The following is a 20,525-nucleotide window of genomic DNA, read 5'->3' on the forward strand; positions in this document are numbered from 1 at the left end:
TACCATTGCAGCTTTACAAACCAACCAAAGTTTAGAAATTAATAGAAATTATTGAAGCGAGAAACTCACTTTAGATTTTATATCCACTGCCGAAGCTCCAATTATAGCTTCGAAAGCTCCAGGTTCAGCCACCCAGTCGTGTTTTTTATCATCAAAAAAACTTAAAGCCGTTTTATCTACTGTAAACGTTACTGTTTTCTCTTCTCCCGCTTTAAGCGAAATTTTCTCGAAACCTTTCAATTCCTTAATCGGACGAGGCAAAGACGATTTCAAATCACTGATATACAGCTGAACGACTTCAGATCCTTCTCTGCTACCTGTATTTTTTACTTTTACAGAAAACGTGATCTGATCTCCGGCTGTCATTTGTTTTTTGTCGGCTGTAACTTTCCCATATTCAAAAGTAGTGTAGCTTAAACCATGTCCGAAAGCAAATAAGGGTTTTGCTTTTTGCTTGTCTGCCCAACGGTATCCGACAAAAATGCTTTCTTTATAGGTTACCTCATCGCCACCCGGAAATTCTCCTAAAGCATGAGCACCGTTATCCGATAATTTTACAGGAAAAGTAAAAGTCAGTTTTCCCGAAGGATTTACATCTCCTACTAAAACAGCTGCCAAAGCATTTCCGGCCTCGGTACCTAAAAACCATCCCTGAACAATTCCGGGAACTTCTTTTACCCACGGCATCGCTACAGCATTACCTGAAATATTTATAAAAACGATTTTTTTATTCACTTTAAGCAATTCAGAAATCAATTGATCCTGATGGTACGGAAGTCCTAGCTCTGTTCGATCATGTCCTTCTGCATCCTGATGATCACTTTTGTTCAAACCTCCAAAAAACAATACAATATCGGCGTCTTTTGCCACCTTCAAAGCTTCGGCAGTCAACTCTTCCTGGGAACGTTTGTCCTCTAAGCTAACTTTTGCAACTACGCCGTTGTACTTACTGGTTGGGTCTCCCACATAACCACGGGCGTATACAATTTCGGCTTGTGTACCTACTCTTTTCTTCAAACCGTCTAAAGGTAAAACTTCGTATTTCGCTTTAAGCGAAGAACTTCCCCCGCCAACGGTCATCATTTTGATCGCATTTTCTCCGATTACCACAATTTTTTTGGTTTTAGAAAGATCGATTGGCAAAACATTATTTTTGTTTTGAAGTAATACAATTCCTTCTTCGGCAATTTTTAATCCGGCATCTGCATGTTCTTTTGTTCCGAAAGAGCCGAAAGGTCTTTCTTTATTCATAGTAGTTAAGAAAGATAAACGTAAAATACGACGGACTTTATCGTCCAGTTCTTTAGTTCCTACTTTACCATTTTTAATCATGTTCGAATAGGGTTTTCCTAAATAATAGTTGTCGTAAGCATTACTCGTTCCCCACGAAAGTCCGTTTGTCCAGGAGCCAAACTCCATATCCAAACCATTGTGAATGGCTTGTTTGGTATCATGAACTCCTCCCCAATCGGAAATTACAACGCCTTTGAAACCCCATTCACCACGAAGAATATCATTCAATAAAAACTCATTATGACAGCAATGTTGTCCTTTGTATTTATTGTAAGAGCCCATTATTGCCCAGGCATCGCCCTCTTGAACGGCAGCTTTAAAAGCGGGCAAATAAATTTCATATAAAGCACGATCATCGACAATTACGTTTACCGCATTACGGTTGGTCTCCTGATTGTTTAGGGCGAAATGTTTGACACAAGCAGCAACTCCATTAGACTGAACTCCTTTGATATAAGGAACTACCATTTTTGAAGTCAAAAAAGGATCTTCTCCCATGTATTCGAAGTTACGACCGTTTAATGGCGTTCTGTAGATGTTTACACCCGGTCCTAACAATACATTTTTATTGCGGAAACGGGCTTCTTCTCCTATTGATTTCCCGTATAATGCTGCTAATTCCTTATTCCAGGTAGCTGAGAGAGCGGTAAGTGCAGGAAAAGCAATACAGGAATCATTTGTCCAGCCGGCCTGATCCCACTCGTCCCATAAAACCTCTGTGCGGATTCCGTGTGGTCCGTCTGTCATCCAGTTTTCAGGAATTCCCAAACGAGGAACGCCGGGCGAACTAAACTTAGACTGTGCATGAATCATGGCAATTTTCTCGTCGGTAGTCATTCGCAGAAGCGCATCTTCTACGCGTTCCTGAATTGGCTTCTTATCATCCAGATAAACCGGACCTTTATTTTGCGCTTGAAGTCCTAACGAACTCCATAAAACTAAAACAACAATTGTCTTAACGTTTTTAAACATAATTATTAATTTATTAAAGCATTTACTTTGGTCAGGAGGCTCATTTGGTCTGCCGGTTATTGTTGTTTTAACACATCAAGGCATAGACTTACTAAGCTTAAAAAAGACATTTCATTCCGAATAAATCGCATAAGGCTGTTTGGAAAAATTGTGATTTTCTTGAAGCGTCTTAGATGGTCAATTCTAAATTTATCTTTCTATGTGATAAGATAGTATGCGACACCATTACACCCAACGCATTCTTTTAAAAAGTGTCTTTTAATACTATTGTAAAGCTAAAACGTTATAGTACACGTTACATTTCTAAACGAAAAAAAGTAGCGATTTAAAAAATTAAAACATTAACAGACAACAAGTTAACAAATTAATAAACCAAAAAAAAGTAGTGCTTTTAAAATAAATCCTTAGGCTTTCAAGGAAATTAAACCGATTTTCATGACCATTTCTTCGAAATCATTTCGCGAAACAGCGGCTTTATTTCGGGCTCTGGTGCGGTAATTATAAATCGTACTTAAAGAGTAACGCAGGAAAGCAGCAATTTTTACACTGTCGGTAATCCCAAGACGGATTAAGGCAAAAATTCTAAGTTCTGTATTTAGTAATTCTCCTTGTTTTAAAACGATCTGCTCCTCTTTAATAAGCAGTTCATTAAAATCTTTTACGAAGGTTGGATAGAGGTTTAAGAAAATACTATCGAAATTTTTGTATAACTCCTCCAATTCTGTATCAACCAATGTAGTTGATTTTAGCATTTTGTAGATCTCATCAAATTGTTTGGCCGTAGCTTTTTTATTCAAGATGATTCGATAATTCTCTAATTTGTTGATGTAAGTAGAACAAAGACTAAAAAAGTGCGCAATATATTCTTCTTTAATATGATTTGATTCTGATAATTGTGCATTACGTTCCTGCAACTGATTGTTGGTTTCGGTAATATCTTTGTTTAATTCGGCTAATTTCTGACCGCTTTCATAAAGTTCTCCACGGATCTTGGATACTTTTTTCATTTGTTTGTACACGTAAATCACCGCGACAATCAAAAATACCGAGAGTAAACTGATACATAAAAGATAAAGTTGCAATTCTGTTTTTCTCTTGGCTTCTTTTTCCAAATAAACTGTATTGATTATCGAATATACTTCTGACATCAAAAGGGTACGAAACTGGACATTGCAATACAAGGCATCTTCAATAGCTGATTGCGTCAGTTTGTACGCCATATCTACATCACCTGCCTCATAAAAAACCAATGCCAATTCCTGAAGGGACGCATTGTCTTTATTTGCATTTTTTATGTCTGAGGTAGCCGAAAGAGCGTAGTATTTTTTTCTTAATTCTAATTGATGTGTCCCTTCATAAATACTCCCCAGAAGATACGCAATCATAGCATACTGAGGATTATCTTCTTTTTGATGTTGCAATAGATCAACTAATTTCTTTTGGGCAACAGCATATTTTTTTTGGTAAATCTCCTGTTGAATTTTGTTAATCTTATAATTTAAGGAGTTGGGATCTAAAACAGTCAGCAAAGAGTCCCGGTACTGCTGTATTTGTTCTATGTATTTTTTGTTGTAACTGTTGGCTGCATAATGTTCAAAAAACTCGCGATATGCAATGTAATAAGTCGGAAGCAACGTCACCGACAATTTTATTTTGTCGATACTTTTTAAAATTCCTTCCGATTCACGGTATTTTCCGGAAGAGGAATAGAGCGATACCAATTGCAGGTTGGCCAAATCGGAAAGTTCTTTATTTTGAAGTTCAGCCGCTATTCGCAGGTTCTTTTTCACATAAAAAATAGCCGAATCTGAATTGAATTTCTGGTACTCTGCATACAAGGCTTTATTATAATTGTACTCCTGTTCTTTAGTTAAATCAGCTGACTTAATTTTTTTGAAGTTCAGAATTCGTTCTTCCTTAAGTTTAACGTAATACTGCTTCTTTTTCAGAGCATCATTCAGTTTATTCAAAATAGTAGCTGTACTATCCGATGAGTAAACCGGAAAACAAATGAGAAGGGTGAAAACAAACAGAAAATATTTTTTCAAACTAATAAAAGATAAAACAGAATTACAAATATAAGTAAAGTGATAGTATAAAAGGATAAATTAAAAGAGTGACAAACCTAAAGAAAACCGTTATATTGGAATCTGTTTTTCACTACATTCCATTTGTAATTTGACCTATGAGATTTTTTCACGCAGATTTTGCGGATTCTGCGGATTTTTTTTATTTCAATCCGCTAAAATCTGCGTGAGGCTTTTTTTGACAATTCTTAACTTAATGACATTAGGTTTGAGCCCGAATCAATACCTTTTTAATCTTGCAAAAATTAATCTTCTGCATTATAAATAGCCTATCCGGATTTGAATTGCCGTTGGTTTTAACCAACGGTCGTGCATCTTTGGGTTGATAGGCTTTAGCCAAAAAAACGTAAGTCTAGCGTTTTGGCTAAAGCTCAATGTTATTAAGTTAAGAGATTTTTTCACGCAGATTTTGCGGATTTTGCGGATTTTTTTAATTTCAATCCGCTAAAATCTGCGTGAGGCTTTTTTTGACAATTCTTAACTTTCTGATATTGGACTAAAATTCAAATCATTAGCTTTTTTTTTAATTCGTTGGTTAGACCAACGGCTATTCAAAAAACATCTATTGGAAATTCAAAAAAATAGCATCAAAATGTACTGCTAGTTAATTACTTTTTTACTGCAATTGGCGCAGCCAGACAGCTCTCGGGAATATCAAAAGCATTTACCAGAGCAACAGCATCGGGACGAATATCCCAACAAAGCTGATTGACCATTTTACGGATTGCTTTCGTTTTTACTGCTTCCATATAACCGTCTTCAAGATACCAGGCTTTATTTTTTTCAATTTGCGAAAGTGCATACAATTGATTTAGTTTTATCAGGATAGCCTTAGAATTTTCATCTTCTACCGTTTGAATCGCTGTTTGAAATTGCTCTAAAACTACTCGTTCCAAATAGGCTTGCGCTACATCTATCATTTGATGTTGTACGACATTAAAAGCATCATAAGCTTCTAAGCCTTCTTCTACCAGTTTTTTGATCCTTTTTGCTGCCGATGCCAGAATTGTTTTTTCTCTGTGCTGAAAGGCCAGCAAATGAAAGGCTCCATCCAGTAAATGCTCCTCATCTGTTTTACGCGTTGCGATCGGATTTTTCTCGGCAATGGCCGATTTTGCATTTTCATACACATAATTGATGATTCCTAAAGAACCCATTTCGCCAAATGCCTTTCTGAATTCAGACAAACGGTTTTTAGCTACCAATTGCATTAAGACCGTGTTATCTCCTTCAAAAGTGGTGTAAATTTCGGTATCGTTTTTTAAGGCGTTGATTCTGTTTTCAGATAAATAACCTTTTCCACCGCAAGCTTCGCGGCATTCCTGCAAAATATCTCTGGTGCTCCAAGTCGAATAGGACTTCATTCCCGCAGCCAAAGCTTCTATTTCCTGCATTTCCGATTCGGTTCGGTTCAGAAAACGACTGGTCAGGTATTGCAAAGCAAAATGTACGGCGTATGTTTTGGCTAAATGAGGCAATAATCTGCGTTGGTGCATACGGTAATTCAGAATCGGCACTTCAGAACCGCCTTCCGGACCAAATTGTCGGCGTTGATCGCTATACCGAATTGCGATCGTAAGCCCCGATTTAGCAGCAGCCAAAGCCGAACGTGGAATACCAATTCGTCCTCCGACCAAAGTTCCCAACATCGTAAAAAAACGTCTATTATCACTTGGAATAGGACTTTCAAATTCGCCTTTGTCATTTACAGAGGCAAAACGATCGAGCATATTTTCTTTTGGAATTTCAACCTGATCAAAACTAATTGTTCCGTTATCGACACCATTCAGTCCCATTTTGTGCCCGCAATCTCCGATGGTAACTCCTTTTAAGGTATTTCCGTTTGTGTCGCGTAAAGGAACTATAAAAGCATTTACACCATAATCATGATCGTCAATAATCAGTTTAGCGAAAACGGTTGCCATTTGACCGTGAACTGCAGCGTTACCAATATATTCTTTTTGAGCATTTTTGTTTGGCGTATGAATGATAAAAGTTTGATTGTTATGCTGGTAAGTTGCCGTAGTTTCAAGTCCTTTTACATTGGAACCGTGATGTGTTTCGGTCATGGCAAAACAGCCCGGAAGCTTTAAGGAACCGATATCTTTTAAATATTTTTCGTAATGTTTCTCTGTTCCCAACGACTGAACACTCATCCCCCAAAGTCCAAATTGGACTCCAAACTTAATTACGAGACTCAAATCGTGATAACTGAGTGTTTCCATTATGGCAAAATAGTCGGCTATGTTTTCTCCTCCTCCATATTGTTTTGGATAGGCCATGTTTCCGAGATTTTCGCCGGCTAAAATTTTACACCAATTGTACACGGTTTCGCGATATACATTGATATCAGTTGAAGTTTCATAAGCAAATTCGGGTTTTGAAATAATCGATTTTACCTTTTTAATGATTGCCGCTTCTTTACCATCCAGAAGTGTTGTTATTTTTTGGATATCAAAATTAGAAGTGGTTTGAGAACTGGCGGTAAAAGAACCTGTTCTGGTTTTAAAGTTCTGAATTACTTCTTCTCCTAAAATTCCAAGATCATTTTCTAATTTTAAAAAATCAGCCTCTGCTACATAGATCGCAGAATCCTTTTCTGAAAGCGCTCCGGCAAGTTCAAAAATAGTTTTAATTGCAGGTTTGTTTTGAATGGTTTTCGCTATATCTGATTTCCATTGTTCCAATTCATTTCGCGAAGGCGGATTTGAAATATCAATTTTAGACAAAAGATACTCTTGGTCTTCGGGCGAAATTCCTGTTTTTGCAACGATAAATTCTTTTAAAGTGGCAAACTCTTTTTGGGTCAAAAGATCATCGGACCATACTAGATAAAATAACGGTATAAAGGCTTGGAGCTTGGTATTTTTCATAACATCTTAAATCAGTTAGTGTATTTATTTTTTTGCCACAGATTCAAAGGATTTGCACTGATTTTTTTTGCCGCGAATTACAGAATTATTTGTTGATGGTGCAGCACTAAATCATTTTAATCCTTTAATCTGTGGCATTATTTCGTGACAAAAAATTTCAATCCTTAATTTGTGTAAATTCGTGGCATAATTTTTTCTGATTTTGAATTGTCCGTAAACAAAAAAACAGAAATGAAAAATACTCATTCCTGTTTATAAATCCTGTTAAGATTCTGGTAATTTTATTGAACTACTGTTTCTTATGTGTTTTTCGATGTAAGAATCCATTTTTGTCTCATTGCAAAAAGGTGATGCGAATTAAATACCAATACTGCCATAAAAATAATCCCGTACGCACCAATCTGTAAACTGCTTATTTTTTCGTGGTACACAAAATTTGCCAAACCAAAAGCAATCATTGGATTGATATTTAAAAGCATTCCAACTGTAGAGGAATTAATCCCGGAAAGCGCATACAGATTTAAGAATAACGGAAAAATAGTAAACAGAACTGCTATTGTCTCTATACACAAATAAAATTTAAACTCTGTTGGAACCGGTCCACTGTAAAACGGATAAAAAGGCAGTAAAACAATTGCTGCAAAAGTAATGTGAAATGTAAGTGTAATAAATTTATCAAAACCTTTATTTACTCGTTGGCTTACTAAATAACCCGCATAGGTCAAACCAATTATAATACTAAAAAACATATCCATTATGTCGGCATAAGACAATAACAAACAGCCTGAAACGCTTAGTCCAACAGAAATCCATTGTATTTTAGAAAGTTTTTCATGCAAAAGAAAATAAGCCAACAACGTGGTTAGAATCGGACACACCAAATACGCCAGCGAAGTTGCTTTTACACTAACATGATTCATTACATAGATAAACGTAAACCAGTTGGCCATTAGAAAAGTACTACCGCCGAAGTTTAACAAAATAGTCTTTCTTTTTTCTGCTTTTGATAATGCTTTAAAAATTTCTATCGTCTCTTTTACTCTTTTTCTTTTAAAAATAAAGACAATCAATAACATTAGAATGCTACAACTAAAAACGCGATTGAATAAAATATCTAAAGAAGGATAGTCATGAATTGGCTTTAGCGCTAAGCTAAAAAATCCCCAAATCGTATAAGCTGTAATGGCTGCTAAGTAATATTTTGTTGTTTTCACGGAATCTTCTTTTTTGCTTGATTTCTGATGAAGCAAATTTCTTAAAAATAATACAGCAATACAGATACAGTTTTTGTAAATTGCACCATAACAGTTTCTTTTATGAAAAATTCAAATTACTTATATCTACAGTTTGCTGATCGAATTGAAAAGCAAATAAAATCGGGCGTTTTGAGTGTTGGAGACAAATTACCTTCTATTCGTGAAGTATGCTCAGAAACGGGCTACAGCATGAGTACGGTGAGCAAGGCCTACTATGAAGTTGAAAGTCGCTCTTTGATCGAATCAAGGCCGCAATCGGGTTATTATGTAAGTAATATTTCTGCCCGAACGGTTCCTGAGCCTTCAGCCAGTTCTCCTATTTTAAGCGTAAAAAATGTAGAACGTGAAGATTTAATCGATTTGGTTTATAATGATATGAAAGCAAAAGGAGTTACGATGTTTTCATTAGGTTTTCCATCAAATGAACTTCTTCCTATTGCCAAACTGAACAAAGGCATGATTCAAGCCATGCGGTCTTTACCCAATAGTGGAACCAGTTATGAAGAACTACAGGGAAATCTAAACCTAAGAAAAGAAATCGCGCGTTGGGCATTCACTTGGGGAGGATCTCCGACCGAAGATGATATTATAACCACTCCCGGTTGTGTCAATGCCATATCACATTGCCTAATGTCTTTAACCAAACCCGGAGATACTATAATCACAGAAAGTCCTGTTTATTTTGGTGTTTTACAATTGGCCAAATCTTTGGGGTTATACGTGATGGAACTACCGACCAATATTACCACAGGAATTGAATTAGATGCCGTAAAAAAAGCCATTGCAACCAAAAAAATAAAAGCCTGTGTACTGATGAGTAATTTCAGTAATCCGTCAGGAAGTATGATGCCAAATGAACACAAAAAAGAAGTCGTTCGCTTAATGGAGTTTTATAACATTCCACTTATTGAAGATGATATCCACGGGGATTTGTATTTTGGTTCCGGTCGTCCAACAAATTGTAAAACTTACGATGAAAGTGGAATTGTACTTTGCTGCAGTTCTGTTTCCAAGACATTGGCTCCCGGATATCGTGTGGGTTGGGTATTACCGGGGAAATTTAAAAAAGAAGTCCTGCGCTCTAAACTCTATCATACCATCTCCTCTCCTACCATCACACATGAGGTTGTGGGGGATTTTCTGAAAAACGGAAGATATGAAAACCATCTTCGCAAGATTCGCAAGATATTAAATCAGAATTGTAACAATTATATTAATACGGTCTTAGAATCTTTTCCAACGGGGACAAAAGTGAGTCAGCCACAAGGTGGTTTTTTCCTTTGGGTTGAACTTGATAAAAGAATAGATACGGCTGATCTTTATCATTTAGCAATGAAACATCAGATTAGTATTTCTCCCGGAAGAATCTTCTCTTTTCAGGATCAATTTTCAAATTGTATGCGTTTGAGTTTTGGCTTGCCTTGGACCAACGAGTTGAGACAATCTATACAAACTTTGGGCAAACTGGTTGATTTATAACCAAACATCCCCCGTATTGAAAATTCTTTAATGGTCTGTGAGCAAAAAAAAAGCCACAGATTAAAGGATTAAAATGATTCATAAACTGTGATGTAAAAAAAAATAAACACGAATTGCACTAATTAACTCACTTTGTCTTTTTTTACGAAGGTGACTCGAACGAAAACGAATAAACCAAATAAATCTGCATTTGCTGAGCTTGTTTTTACGGAGTTTCTTGCGGAGATTTCTCCTTCGTCGAAAGGACAAACCGTGTGTGTGTGTGTGTGTGTTAGATAAACTAAATTCTCACATCTACTTTTCCTTTTTAGGCTAACGAATATATAAGCTTAATTTTTGCTACTCCAAAGGTTTTCGTGTTGATCCATAATCTGTGTGAATCATTTTAATCAATGGCAAAAAAAATTCGCGCCAATTAGTGAAATTCGTGGCAAAAAAATTAAAATGACCAGATAATCTGTGTGAATCATATTAATCAGTGGCAAAAAAAATTCGCGCCAGTTGGTGGAATTCACGGCAAAAAAATTTTTAGAAGCTAAAGTAATCACAAAGCTTTTTTTACCCTTTGTAGCTTCGTCGCTTTTTAAACAAAAAAAATACCAGGCAGTGTGAACAATAAACACGCTGCCTGGCTAACAATAACAATTAAAGGACCAAAAAATTAATTATAAAACGAAATAAGCGTCGTTTTCCGCTTTTCTAGGCTCGGGTTTAAGATCAAATTCTTTGATGATATCAAATTCACTTTGATACTCATCTAACATTTGCATTAGATTCTTTTCGATTGTATTTGCAATAGCGGTAACCGGCGTATCTGTAGGCCTGTTTTCAAACGGGTCCTGCAAATGAATCGCCATTTTTTCAATTAAGAAAAAAGTACCTCCAATGATTGTAATCAAAGGAATTGCAAACCAACTTAATAAGCTGATCAATCCAAAAGGCAATAAGATAATAAACAAACACAATGTCATTCTGATATACATACTGTAGGTCGTTGGGAAAATCGTATTTTTAATACGCTCACATTTCCCCATTGCATCACACAATCTCGTTAATGTATTATCAATTTCAACTTGTTGATAGGTGTTGAAACGTTTATTTTTTCTGGCAATTCTCAAATCTCTCGCATGCAATAACAAGATCGCATTTGGAATGTTCTGATGATTCTTTACAAAACGCAACTCTTCCTCACTTAAAAGGTCCTTAATCGGTTTTATAGCGTCTTTATTTCGTAAAGCCTGTCCCAAACTAAAACACCATGCAATTTGTCTTTTAGTGAAATTCTCTTTGAATTCGTTTGCTTCAACAGAAAAATCAGGGTCTTTATAGAATGTCAACAATTGTCTGATCAGCGTTCTGGATTCGTTTACGATAGATCCCCAGATAATTCTGGCTTCCCACCATCTGTCATACGCCTGATTGGACTTGAAAGCCAATAACAAAGATATAATCGTACCAATCATTGTTGGTATCGCAATCGGAATATCTACGGAAACATTAATAAAATAGTGATGAAAAATCTCAAACAATATCGTATAAGCCATCAATAGAGCCAATTCTACTTTTATTTTCCCAAGAACGTACTTCATTGGGATTTTCTTTTTTAACAGCATATTTTTTCGCTTTAAAGTTTAAACTTGTATTTTTTAAACATTTAAGTTTTAAGCCAATTCTTCGTAAAGTGATAATACCGGAAGTCCCAATTTATCATTCACCGTCTCTTTTTTGGTCTTTTTGAATTTGATTTTCTCGCCTTTACGGGTTTCAACCAGTAAATCAATACCGTATTTTGAAATCGCTTCAGACAAATAAGGTTCAAATTGCTCTAGGTTGTCATCAAAATTCGCCGTTTGGCTTACAATTTCATAAGAGAAATTTTGACTCAAAAACTGCTGAACATCTTTTACGTGCATGTTAACATTGCTGTTTTCGATATAAAGTGCTTTATTGAAGTCTTCTTTGATTGCTTCTGTACCTAAATGCAGTATAGGGCATCTTTGATTTCCGGCTAATTTTACGGAGTATTGGTGAATACGCTTTGTTTCCTGCTTGTAAGAAGGAGTCAGGATAACCAACTTCACATCAAAAGCATCAATAATACCTTTAAATATTGGTGACGAAAGTCCGAATTGGTTGTGTATTTTTATTTTGCAATTAGCAGTATGCTCTACAATATAGCGGCAGGTTTCCAGAACTTCTTCCTGGCTTAAAGTAAGACCAGTTCTCATCTCACGCAAGAAATGCGACGAAGAAAAAGAGTCGGGAGCATCTGCAACCATCATTAAAACAATCTCACAACTCGTGTTCTTTGCCTGATTAACAGCCGATTTAACAGCGCTTATGGTATCTTCTTTTAATGTAGTGGGTATAAGGAAATTTTTCATAAGTATAATTGTTTAGTTTTATACGTACAAAATAACTGCCTGAGAATTAGAAGGGTCTTAATATAAAATTAGATTTCTCTAAGATTCAATATTAGATTTTTTAATATTGGCTTTTTTATTATTATCTTTCCTAAAGACGATTGTCACAATGGTACCTTTGTCCTGCTCTGATTGTACTTGTATTTCACCATCATGCATTCGGATAATCTTAGAAGCTAAAGGAAGCCCCAAGCCATATCCTATATATTTAGCGGCGATTTTACCTCTGAAGAAAGGTTCATACAAATGCGGAATATCCTCGGGAGGGATTCCGATTCCGATATCATTTATCGCAATTTTAATCCATTCCTTATTCGCGGAAAGCGATACAAAGACCTCATTATTGTCTGAATATTTTACACCGTTGGTAATAATATTATTGATCGCCAGCTCCAAAAGTGGCTTATTGCAAGGAATCAACAATAAATTAGAATCTTTAGGCGCAAAATTAAGCTTGATACTTACACGGTTATCCGGATAAATTTTATCCAAATCCGATTTTACATCCATCAATAATTCATCAATTCGGGCAATGTCCAGAACTTGTTTTTTTCCGTCATAACCAGTTTGAGTTAACTTTAGCAAACTCTCCGTCAGATTTCCTAATCTTGATGCCTGACTGTAAATATTTTCTAAAGACTGAATGTATTCGGATACTTCTCTTTCCTTAAGAAGCATGATCTCAGACTCTGCGATGATCGTGGTAATGGGTGTTTTTAACTCATGAGAGGCATTATTAATAAAGTTGGCCTGTATTTCAAACGAGGTTTCCAAACGATCCAGCATATCATTAAAAGTCTCCGTCAGATCTGAAATTTCATCCGAGTTTTTTACTTCGGGCAATCGGTTGTGCAGATTAGAAGCACTTATTCGGTTTACTTCTTTGGTAATTCTTGCTACCGGATTTATAACACGTTTTGCCAGAAACCGTCCTAAAAAGAAAGCCAGAAATATAAAACCAATACCACCAAAAAGCATAATTTTGACAATATAAATGGCAGTTGTTCTTCCTTTTCTGTCTCTTGCGCCGACAATTACAATATACTTTTGGTTGTGTTCTGTGAAAACCTGTCCTAAATAATACTTGCTATTAATTTCAAAATAGTCTTTTCCCGTTTTTAATATATTGGTATAAAAGTTATTGGGCAAATTAAGATTGGTATTGTAATCAAAACTATTGGCGCTGTTTATTTTAAGGACAAACTCTTCTTCTTCGATAAGTTCTTCCAGTCCATTTTTTTTAAGATTACTGTAGTATTTTATTTTTTCAGGATCTTTCTGAAAATGAATTGACGCTACAATTTTAGCTCTGTCTTCCAGTCGTTTTAAAAAATGATAGCGGTTGTTTTCACGAAATAAAACAAAAACAACGATACATAATAGCAACGTACTAAAAGAAGAAAGAGCCACATAGGTAACCGTAATTTTTTTTCTTATATCCATTTTAAGGCTGTATGACATAACCTAAACCTTTCATGGTATGAATCAGTTTGGTTGCAAAAGGTTTATCTATTTTTTTTCTTAAATAATTGATATAAACATCCACAACATTGGTGTTCATATCAAAATTAATGTCCCATACATTGTCTAAAATTTGATCGCGGGATACAATTCTGCCTGTATTTTTTGCCAAATAGTACAATAATTTAAATTCTTTGGCTGTCAAAAGGATAGGCTCACCATCTCTTTTTACTGTTTTGGCTCGTCCGTTTATTTCTAAATCACTAATAGTAATGGTATCTATTTTATCTGTTTCCTGATTGGCTCTTCTGTTTAAAGCATTTACTCTTGCATCAAGTTCACCAAACTTAAAAGGTTTTACCAGATAATCATCAGCTCCGGCATTAAGACCGGTTACAATATTCTCAGAAGTTCCAAGTGCCGTAAGAAGCAGAATAGGTACGAAATTTTTACTGGCTCGCAATCTTCTGCAGATCTCAATTCCGTTAATATCCGGCAACATTACATCTAATACAACTACATCAAAAGTATAATTATGAAGCATCTCTAAGGCAGTTTTGCCATCGAGTGCTACACTTACTTCATTATTGTTCTCAGCAAATCCTTTTCGTAAAATGGATAAAAGGTTTGGTTCATCTTCGACTATTAGTAATTTCATCTTTAGAAAGTAGTATATCGAACAAAAATAAGCATTGAATTTTATAAAAGTAGTACATCAACAAGAAAATATGAGGAATAAAAAAGAGGCTGTCTCCCAAATGTAGCGAAACAACCTCTTTTCTAATTCTTGTTCCGGCAGCATTGTACCGCAAAACAGAAATAGCAATATGCCTTAAATCATTAGAAAAACAAACTCTTAAAAAGTCTCACCGGCATTGAGATAAAACGCATTTGAATTATTTCCAACCGCATAATCCACAACTAAATTGGTACGTGTTTTTTTATCTATTAAAATACGCAAACCAGCGCCAATTGCGGGCTGAACATAACTAAAAAGAGGTGTATTGGTTTCTGAATTACTGGCAGTAGTAAAATTGGTAAACACCGTTCCGCTAAACATTTGATTGCAACTTATCGGAAATCTGAATTCTGCTGAAAGATAGACTAAATTACTACCTCTGAACAATCCCTGTGTATACCCCTCTCCACTCCTGCTTCGCTGATCCCAGCCAATAGCAGGCAGATTTAGATACGGTACTTTTCCTCTTGTTACAAATTGTCCATACGTCCAAAATGCCAGAATATAACGCTCATTTTTACTGGAAAGAGGAATAAAATGTCTGTATTCGGTATAAAGAACATTGCTGTATCGCTGATTTTTGAAGAATACCGGATTAAATCTATAGTTGATATTGGCAAACCAGCCGCGAGCTGTATTAACCTGATTGTCCCGGGAATCGTAGACCAGATTAAGGCTCATTCCGGTTAAATAATACTCGAGATCATTAAATCCGTATTTCTGACTGTAGTTATAATGGTAGGTAAAAACCTGATTCGCCACATCTAGATCTTCGTCTTTTATAGACGAATACCAATCGATATTGATCCCGCCGCCCACATAAAAATTCTTTTTTACCTCCCAGGATGCGGTTTGATGGAATTTAAAATAATTATAATCCATAGGTTGTGCAATAGAATCGATACTGAAATTATCTCGCCTGCTGTGATGCGGAATAATATTGGTTCCGAGACCATAATTGGGCTGCGAAAAAATATACATTCGATAATCGCCACTCAAAAATATCTTATTGTTTTTTAGTAAAATATTGTTCTTGACATTTATAAGCCATTGTTTTTTGGTGGTATAGGTTACTCCCAAATTAGCTATAGAGTATTTGTCTGTGGCCTCTTTTCCTTTAAAAGTATATTGTGCCACTCCACCAAAAACAAAACCCGTGGCAGGCTGCGCTCCGATAACAGGGATTACCAGAAAAAAACTGTTTTTTATGGGCTTTAGAACCAAAAGAGAATCTTTCTTCTTAAAAAGTTCAAATACGGTTTTAGGTGAGCATAATTCCGGATTGTCGGAATCATTTTGAGCATGAAGCGTAAATGGAAGAAAAAACAATAGTACTAAGATTGTCATTAAACATTTAGAATAATTATTTTTTAAAAACTTTACCATTTCTAAGTTCAGTGTTTTTGGATAATAACAAACTCTCTTGTAAATATAACCCTTATTTTCAATATTTTACACAACTATTCTTAATAATAAAATTGGTTTCAAAAAGCCATTGTGATAAAAAATCAGTCCAAAAATACACGGCATCTTGCTTAAATTAGTATCTTTTCGCTCTGAAACAACGATTGAAAAACATTGAAAAAAGAATCTGAATATTTCCTTGATAAAGAATACAATACCATCGTTTATGGTAAAGAGGATCTTAATTTTAAGGATTTTGAATGCTGTGTTTTTTCGAATTGTAATTTTTCTGCCTGTACTTTTCTAGCCGTTACCTTTATTGATTGTGTTTTTAATGATTGTATTTTTACGAACACAAAAATCAATTATGTGGCATTCCGGACAGTTACTTTCAATCATTGTGAAATAAAAGAAGTCAATTTTGCGATGTGCGACAAATTGATTTTCGAGGTTCATTTTTACAATTGCATTTTAGATTTCTCTAAATTTTATACCTTAAAAATAAAAGGAACAACCTTCAACAATTGCAGTCTAATCGCCGTAGATTTTATGGCTACAGATCTGACAAGTGTTCTTTTTGATCATTGTGATCTCTACCGCTCTGAGTTTGACAAAGCCATCGCCAACAAGGCCGATTTTAAAACCAGTTTCAATTATACCATTGATCCATCCAAAACAAAACTCAAAAAGGCAGTTTTTTCTTTGAATGAAGTAAAAGGCTTATTATTTAAACATGACGTTATTGTAAGTTAGATATTAACTTCAAACTTATTACGCTCTATTTCATCCTAATTATTTAAATTTTAACCGATAAAACTCAAATATTTTAAGATATTTTAGTCAATTACTATATTTTTGTAAAAACGTAACTAACTAATACAAAAAATGGCAGACCAGGAAATCATTAAACACACTAAAAAAGTACATCGAATTGTAACAAACAAGAAGCACAATCTTGCAGAAAAAATAAAAGAAATTAGTTTAGAGATTTTTATCATTGTTTTTGCCGTTTCGCTATCGATCTGGCTACACGGATGGAGCGAACACCAACACGACCAGCAAGACGTTAAAAAATTCCTGATTGGACTTAAATCAGATATCCAAAATGATATTAATAGTACTAAATCTTTAATCAAACAGTATCAGGAATTTGGTCAAATATACCAGCACCTTAACCAATTAGATCAAAATAAATCTTACGACGAAAATCAATTTAAAAAAGAATTATCATTTATCAATTTAAATGCCTATTTAAGACCTAACATTTACAGGTTTAACGGTTTTGTGTCATCGGGCAGAATCGGAAATATCGAAAATGATTCTCTTTCCCTAAACATTCTGAGATTCTATCAGAAAAACCTCTCTGAAGTTAATTCTTCTGAATCAGGATGGCTAGCGCGACAAAAAAAATTACAATCTTATTTAGAGGATAATTTAACCAATCCGGAAAACACTGCCGACAATTGGAAACTACTTAATACTCCTAAGGGTAAACAGTTAACAAAAAATCTTGTTCCGTGGGATCAAATTTATGAGCGATACAATAATTTAATTCTTTTAGGAGAAACAATCGTTAAACAGATTGATAAAGAATACGATCTAAAAGAATAGATTTTTTCCTTAATTAAACAGGATCTAATCAACGTTAACAAACAAGTGATTAGATCCTGTTTTGTTTTTAAAGCGGTCGCTATGGTCAATAATTTATTACTTAAAGACAATCTTATTTTGAATCAAATCCAAAAGTTATAGGGTAATTTTTAGAACTTTCCTCTTGTTAGAATTAGCAAATTTTATACTTTTTGATCACAGCTTTTTAAATTTCCCAACTTCTCGCTTTGACGATCTCGCAAAGCCGCAAAGTTTCTTCTTCTTATTTTTAAGCTTTACTTTTCTATTTTTCACTTTCTCACTTTGGGCTTCTCGAAATATCATGGAGTCTCAAAGTTTTTTTTCTAATTTTTTTATTAAAACTTTGCGATTTTGCGATTTTGCGATTTTGCGAGATTTTTACTTCTCCGCAGCTTTTGGACTTGATCTCTTACTTTGAGTTATTACCATAAAAAAAAGCCAGTATAAACTGGCTCGTGATTTCTATATTTTCTTTAGGATTACCCTACTATAACATCTCTTTTCATGACATACAATTTTTAAGTTAATTGGATATACAATTTTACGCAATAATTACCTTGTAGACAAACAATTAGTGTTAAATAATTAAGCAACCCCTAAATCATCTCCCGATTTAAACCTTTTCGTTGTAATAACATCTTTACAATAGAAGTCCTGAACAAAAATATTTGTAAAACCTGACAGTGAATGTTTAGCAATTACAGTAAGTCTAATATAAGAAGACGTATCACTCCAATTTGATTCGATATCTTCACTGGTTCTGACTCGCATGGCATGTAAACTATTTGTATCAGATTTCTTTTTACAGGGAATATAGGAGATGAAATTATCCTTTAAAACGATATCTTTTCCTTGAATATTCATCCCGCCAACACCTCCTACTTGTTTATAAAATGTTGGTTCAATTCTAATATCAAATATTTCTGAGTTTGTTTTATTGACAAATTTGAAAAAATAATTTACTTCTCCCTCAAATGTTACCTTACTTACATGAGGTGATATTTCAATCTTTACTCTTTTTCTTTTTAAAAAATACATTAAAAACAGGTAAGATGAAATTACGCCTGCAACGATACTGATAGTGATTCCTAAAATTAGATCTGTCATTAAATGAATACTTTGACAGAAAGTTAAACTCAAAATTCAAACCATTAAAAGATTATCTCACATTGCTTTGATTTCGATTTACAATCGTTTCTCCATCACATAATCCTCCATTAAATAACCGTTTCCAATTTCGATATTAACTTCATCGATAATTTTAAAACCTGTTTTCTCATAAAAATGTAAAGCTTTATTAAATCGGTTTACATTTAAATACAATGAAGCGGAATTATGCTCTAAAGCAAAATTTCCAATACTTTTCATTACTGATTTTCCAATTCCTTTACCCTGTGTTTCCGGCAAAAGATATATTTTGTGAATTTTTGTAATAGCTTCTTTTTTATAATTGTGCTCAATTCCGATAAATCCTAAAACCGAATTTTCGTCAGAAATCAAATAAAACAACTGTTCTTTTTTATCCAACTGAGCGATTAAAGCTTCGTCCGAGTAAAACAAATCCAGCATATATTTTAGTTGTTCTTCAGTCAAAATTTCACCATAAGTTATAGGCCATGTTTTATAGGTTATATCCTGAATTATTTTAATATCATTTCTGCCTGCTTCTGAAATTGTAATCATAATTTAAGTATACTGCTTTTAATTAATTCGTAAAAACTTGATTTTCCTGTTCGCTTACCCTAATAAAAGTAGTTCGTTTGGTAAGCTCTTTTAATCTTGAAGCGCCTACATAAGTACAAGTGCTTCGTATTCCTCCTAAAATATCTAAAATTGTATTTATAACTTTTCCTTTAAAAGGAACCTGAACTGTTTTTCCTTCACTTGCTCTGTATTCAGCAACACCGCCTACGTATTTATCCATGGCGGTCTTCGAACTCATTCCGTAAAATTGTCTGAATTCCTTACCATTAATTTCGATAAGCTCTCCACCACTCTCTGTATGTCCGGCAAGCATACCGCCTAACATTACAAAATCGGAACCTGCGCCAAAAGCTTTGGCAACATCTCCCGGTATTTTACAGCCTCCATCGCTAATAATGTGCCCGCCTAAACCATGAGCAGCATCAGCACATTCTATAATAGCCGAAAGTTGCGGATACCCAACACCGGTTTTTACACGCGTTGTACAAACGGATCCTGCCCCTATGCCTACTTTTACAATATCTGCGCCGGCTAATAACAGTTCTTCCACCATCTCACCGGTTACCACATTACCGGCGATAATAACTTTATCAGGATATTCCTTTCGGGTTTGTTTTAAAAACTGAACAAAGTGTTCCGAATACCCGTTGGCAACATCAATACAAATAAACCGCAACAGTGGATTGGCCGTTATAATCTCTCTGATTTTTAAAGAATCTTCTTTTCCCGTTCCCGTACTTATAGCGATATAATTGTAAAAATCGGGCGTAACTTTCTCTAAAAAATCAGTCCATTCCTGAAGCGAATAATGTTTATGAATCGCCGTAAACATTTTTTCTTTAGCCAAAACCTCAGCCATTTCAAAAGTTCCGACCGTATCCATATTGGCAGCCATAATCGGAATTCCTGTCCAAGTACTGCTACTGTGTAAAAATTTAAAATTTCGTTCTAAAGAGACTTCCGATCTGCTCTTTAACGTTGATCTTTTGGGTCTGATCATCACATCTTTAAACCCCAATTTTAAATCAGTTTCTATTCTCATGGTGCTAAATTTCTGTTACTCTCAAATGTAAGGATTTTAGATTTTAGATTTTAGATTTTAGATTTTAGATTTTAGATTTTAGATTTTAGATTTTTGTTGGAACGGAAAATTGGAACGGCAAACTGTAACTACAAACTGAGACTGTAAACTGAGACTGAGA

Annotated in this window: 15 protein-coding genes; 3 read left to right on the plus strand and 12 right to left on the minus strand. The window is 34.8% G+C overall.

Annotation, left to right across the window (positions count from 1 at the left end; genetic code table 11):
• Positions 1-48: 48 nt before the first annotated feature.
• From ACHRV3_RS12540 to ACHRV3_RS12555, 4 genes are all read right to left on the minus strand, one after another.
• Positions 49-2,265 carry a glycoside hydrolase family 3 C-terminal domain-containing protein gene (locus ACHRV3_RS12540; protein ID WP_395434921.1) on the minus strand — a complete coding sequence of 739 codons (2,217 nt, stop codon included), beginning with the start codon at positions 2,263-2,265 and terminating at the stop codon, positions 49-51.
• 404 nt (positions 2,266-2,669) lie between these two features.
• Positions 2,670-4,313 carry a DUF6377 domain-containing protein gene (locus ACHRV3_RS12545; RefSeq protein WP_395434922.1) on the minus strand — a complete coding sequence of 548 codons (1,644 nt, stop codon included), beginning with the start codon at positions 4,311-4,313 and terminating at the stop codon, positions 2,670-2,672.
• Between the two features lie 647 nt (positions 4,314-4,960).
• On the minus strand, positions 4,961-7,225 hold the full coding sequence (locus tag ACHRV3_RS12550) for an acyl-CoA dehydrogenase (protein WP_395434923.1): 2,265 nt from the start codon (positions 7,223-7,225) through the stop codon (positions 4,961-4,963).
• A gap of 299 nt (positions 7,226-7,524) precedes the next feature.
• Positions 7,525-8,439, minus strand: a complete 915-nt coding sequence (locus ACHRV3_RS12555) for an EamA family transporter (RefSeq protein ID WP_395434924.1) — start codon at positions 8,437-8,439, stop codon at positions 7,525-7,527.
• Between the two features lie 102 nt (positions 8,440-8,541).
• Here ACHRV3_RS12555 and ACHRV3_RS12560 point away from each other — a divergent pair, with 102 nt between their 5' ends.
• Positions 8,542-9,960, plus strand: a complete 1,419-nt coding sequence (locus ACHRV3_RS12560) for a PLP-dependent aminotransferase family protein (RefSeq protein ID WP_395434925.1) — start codon at positions 8,542-8,544, stop codon at positions 9,958-9,960.
• A 665-nt stretch (positions 9,961-10,625) separates the two neighbouring features.
• Here the strand turns inward: ACHRV3_RS12560 and ACHRV3_RS12565 are convergent.
• The 5 genes from ACHRV3_RS12565 to ACHRV3_RS12585 all read right to left on the minus strand — a co-directional run bounded on the left by ACHRV3_RS12565 (position 10,626) and on the right by ACHRV3_RS12585 (position 15,930).
• Complete coding sequence (locus ACHRV3_RS12565) at positions 10,626-11,573, minus strand: bestrophin family protein (protein WP_395434926.1); 948 nt, start codon at positions 11,571-11,573, stop codon at positions 10,626-10,628.
• Between the two features lie 48 nt (positions 11,574-11,621).
• Positions 11,622-12,344: a hypothetical protein gene (locus ACHRV3_RS12570; protein ID WP_230001743.1), complete on the minus strand. Its 723-nt coding sequence runs from the start codon at positions 12,342-12,344 to the stop codon at positions 11,622-11,624.
• A gap of 78 nt (positions 12,345-12,422) precedes the next feature.
• Positions 12,423-13,826 carry a HAMP domain-containing sensor histidine kinase gene (locus tag ACHRV3_RS12575; RefSeq protein ID WP_047776587.1) on the minus strand — a complete coding sequence of 468 codons (1,404 nt, stop codon included), beginning with the start codon at positions 13,824-13,826 and terminating at the stop codon, positions 12,423-12,425.
• A 1-nt stretch (position 13,827) separates the two neighbouring features.
• A complete protein-coding gene (locus tag ACHRV3_RS12580) occupies positions 13,828-14,502 on the minus strand; it encodes a response regulator transcription factor (protein ID WP_395434927.1) in 675 nt (224 codons plus the stop codon).
• A 198-nt stretch (positions 14,503-14,700) separates the two neighbouring features.
• Positions 14,701-15,930 (minus strand): BamA/TamA family outer membrane protein, encoded by a 1,230-nt coding sequence (locus tag ACHRV3_RS12585; protein WP_395434928.1) that lies wholly within the window; start codon positions 15,928-15,930, stop codon positions 14,701-14,703.
• A gap of 231 nt (positions 15,931-16,161) precedes the next feature.
• On the opposite strand from ACHRV3_RS12585, the gene ACHRV3_RS12590 reads away from it, so the two are divergent.
• Both ACHRV3_RS12590 and ACHRV3_RS12595 read left to right on the plus strand, forming a co-directional pair.
• A complete protein-coding gene (locus ACHRV3_RS12590; RefSeq protein ID WP_395434929.1) occupies positions 16,162-16,740 on the plus strand; it encodes a pentapeptide repeat-containing protein in 579 nt (192 codons plus the stop codon).
• 132 nt (positions 16,741-16,872) lie between these two features.
• Complete coding sequence (locus tag ACHRV3_RS12595) at positions 16,873-17,598, plus strand: DUF6090 family protein (protein ID WP_395426133.1); 726 nt, start codon at positions 16,873-16,875, stop codon at positions 17,596-17,598.
• A 606-nt stretch (positions 17,599-18,204) separates the two neighbouring features.
• Here the strand turns inward: ACHRV3_RS12595 and ACHRV3_RS12600 are convergent.
• From ACHRV3_RS12600 to ACHRV3_RS12610, 3 genes are all read right to left on the minus strand, one after another.
• Positions 18,205-18,726, minus strand: coding sequence for a hypothetical protein (locus ACHRV3_RS12600; RefSeq protein WP_395434930.1), 522 nt, complete (start codon positions 18,724-18,726; stop codon positions 18,205-18,207).
• A 78-nt stretch (positions 18,727-18,804) separates the two neighbouring features.
• Entirely contained in the window at positions 18,805-19,302 is a 498-nt protein-coding gene (locus tag ACHRV3_RS12605; protein WP_395434931.1) for a GNAT family N-acetyltransferase, read from the minus strand.
• A gap of 22 nt (positions 19,303-19,324) precedes the next feature.
• Complete coding sequence (locus tag ACHRV3_RS12610; protein ID WP_395426132.1) at positions 19,325-20,365, minus strand: GMP reductase; 1,041 nt, start codon at positions 20,363-20,365, stop codon at positions 19,325-19,327.
• Positions 20,366-20,525: the final 160 nt, after the last annotated feature.

Origin of the sequence: Flavobacterium sp. FlaQc-49, assembly GCF_044005985.1 — a bacterium.
In the GTDB taxonomy this organism is placed as follows: domain Bacteria; phylum Bacteroidota; class Bacteroidia; order Flavobacteriales; family Flavobacteriaceae; genus Flavobacterium; species Flavobacterium cupriresistens.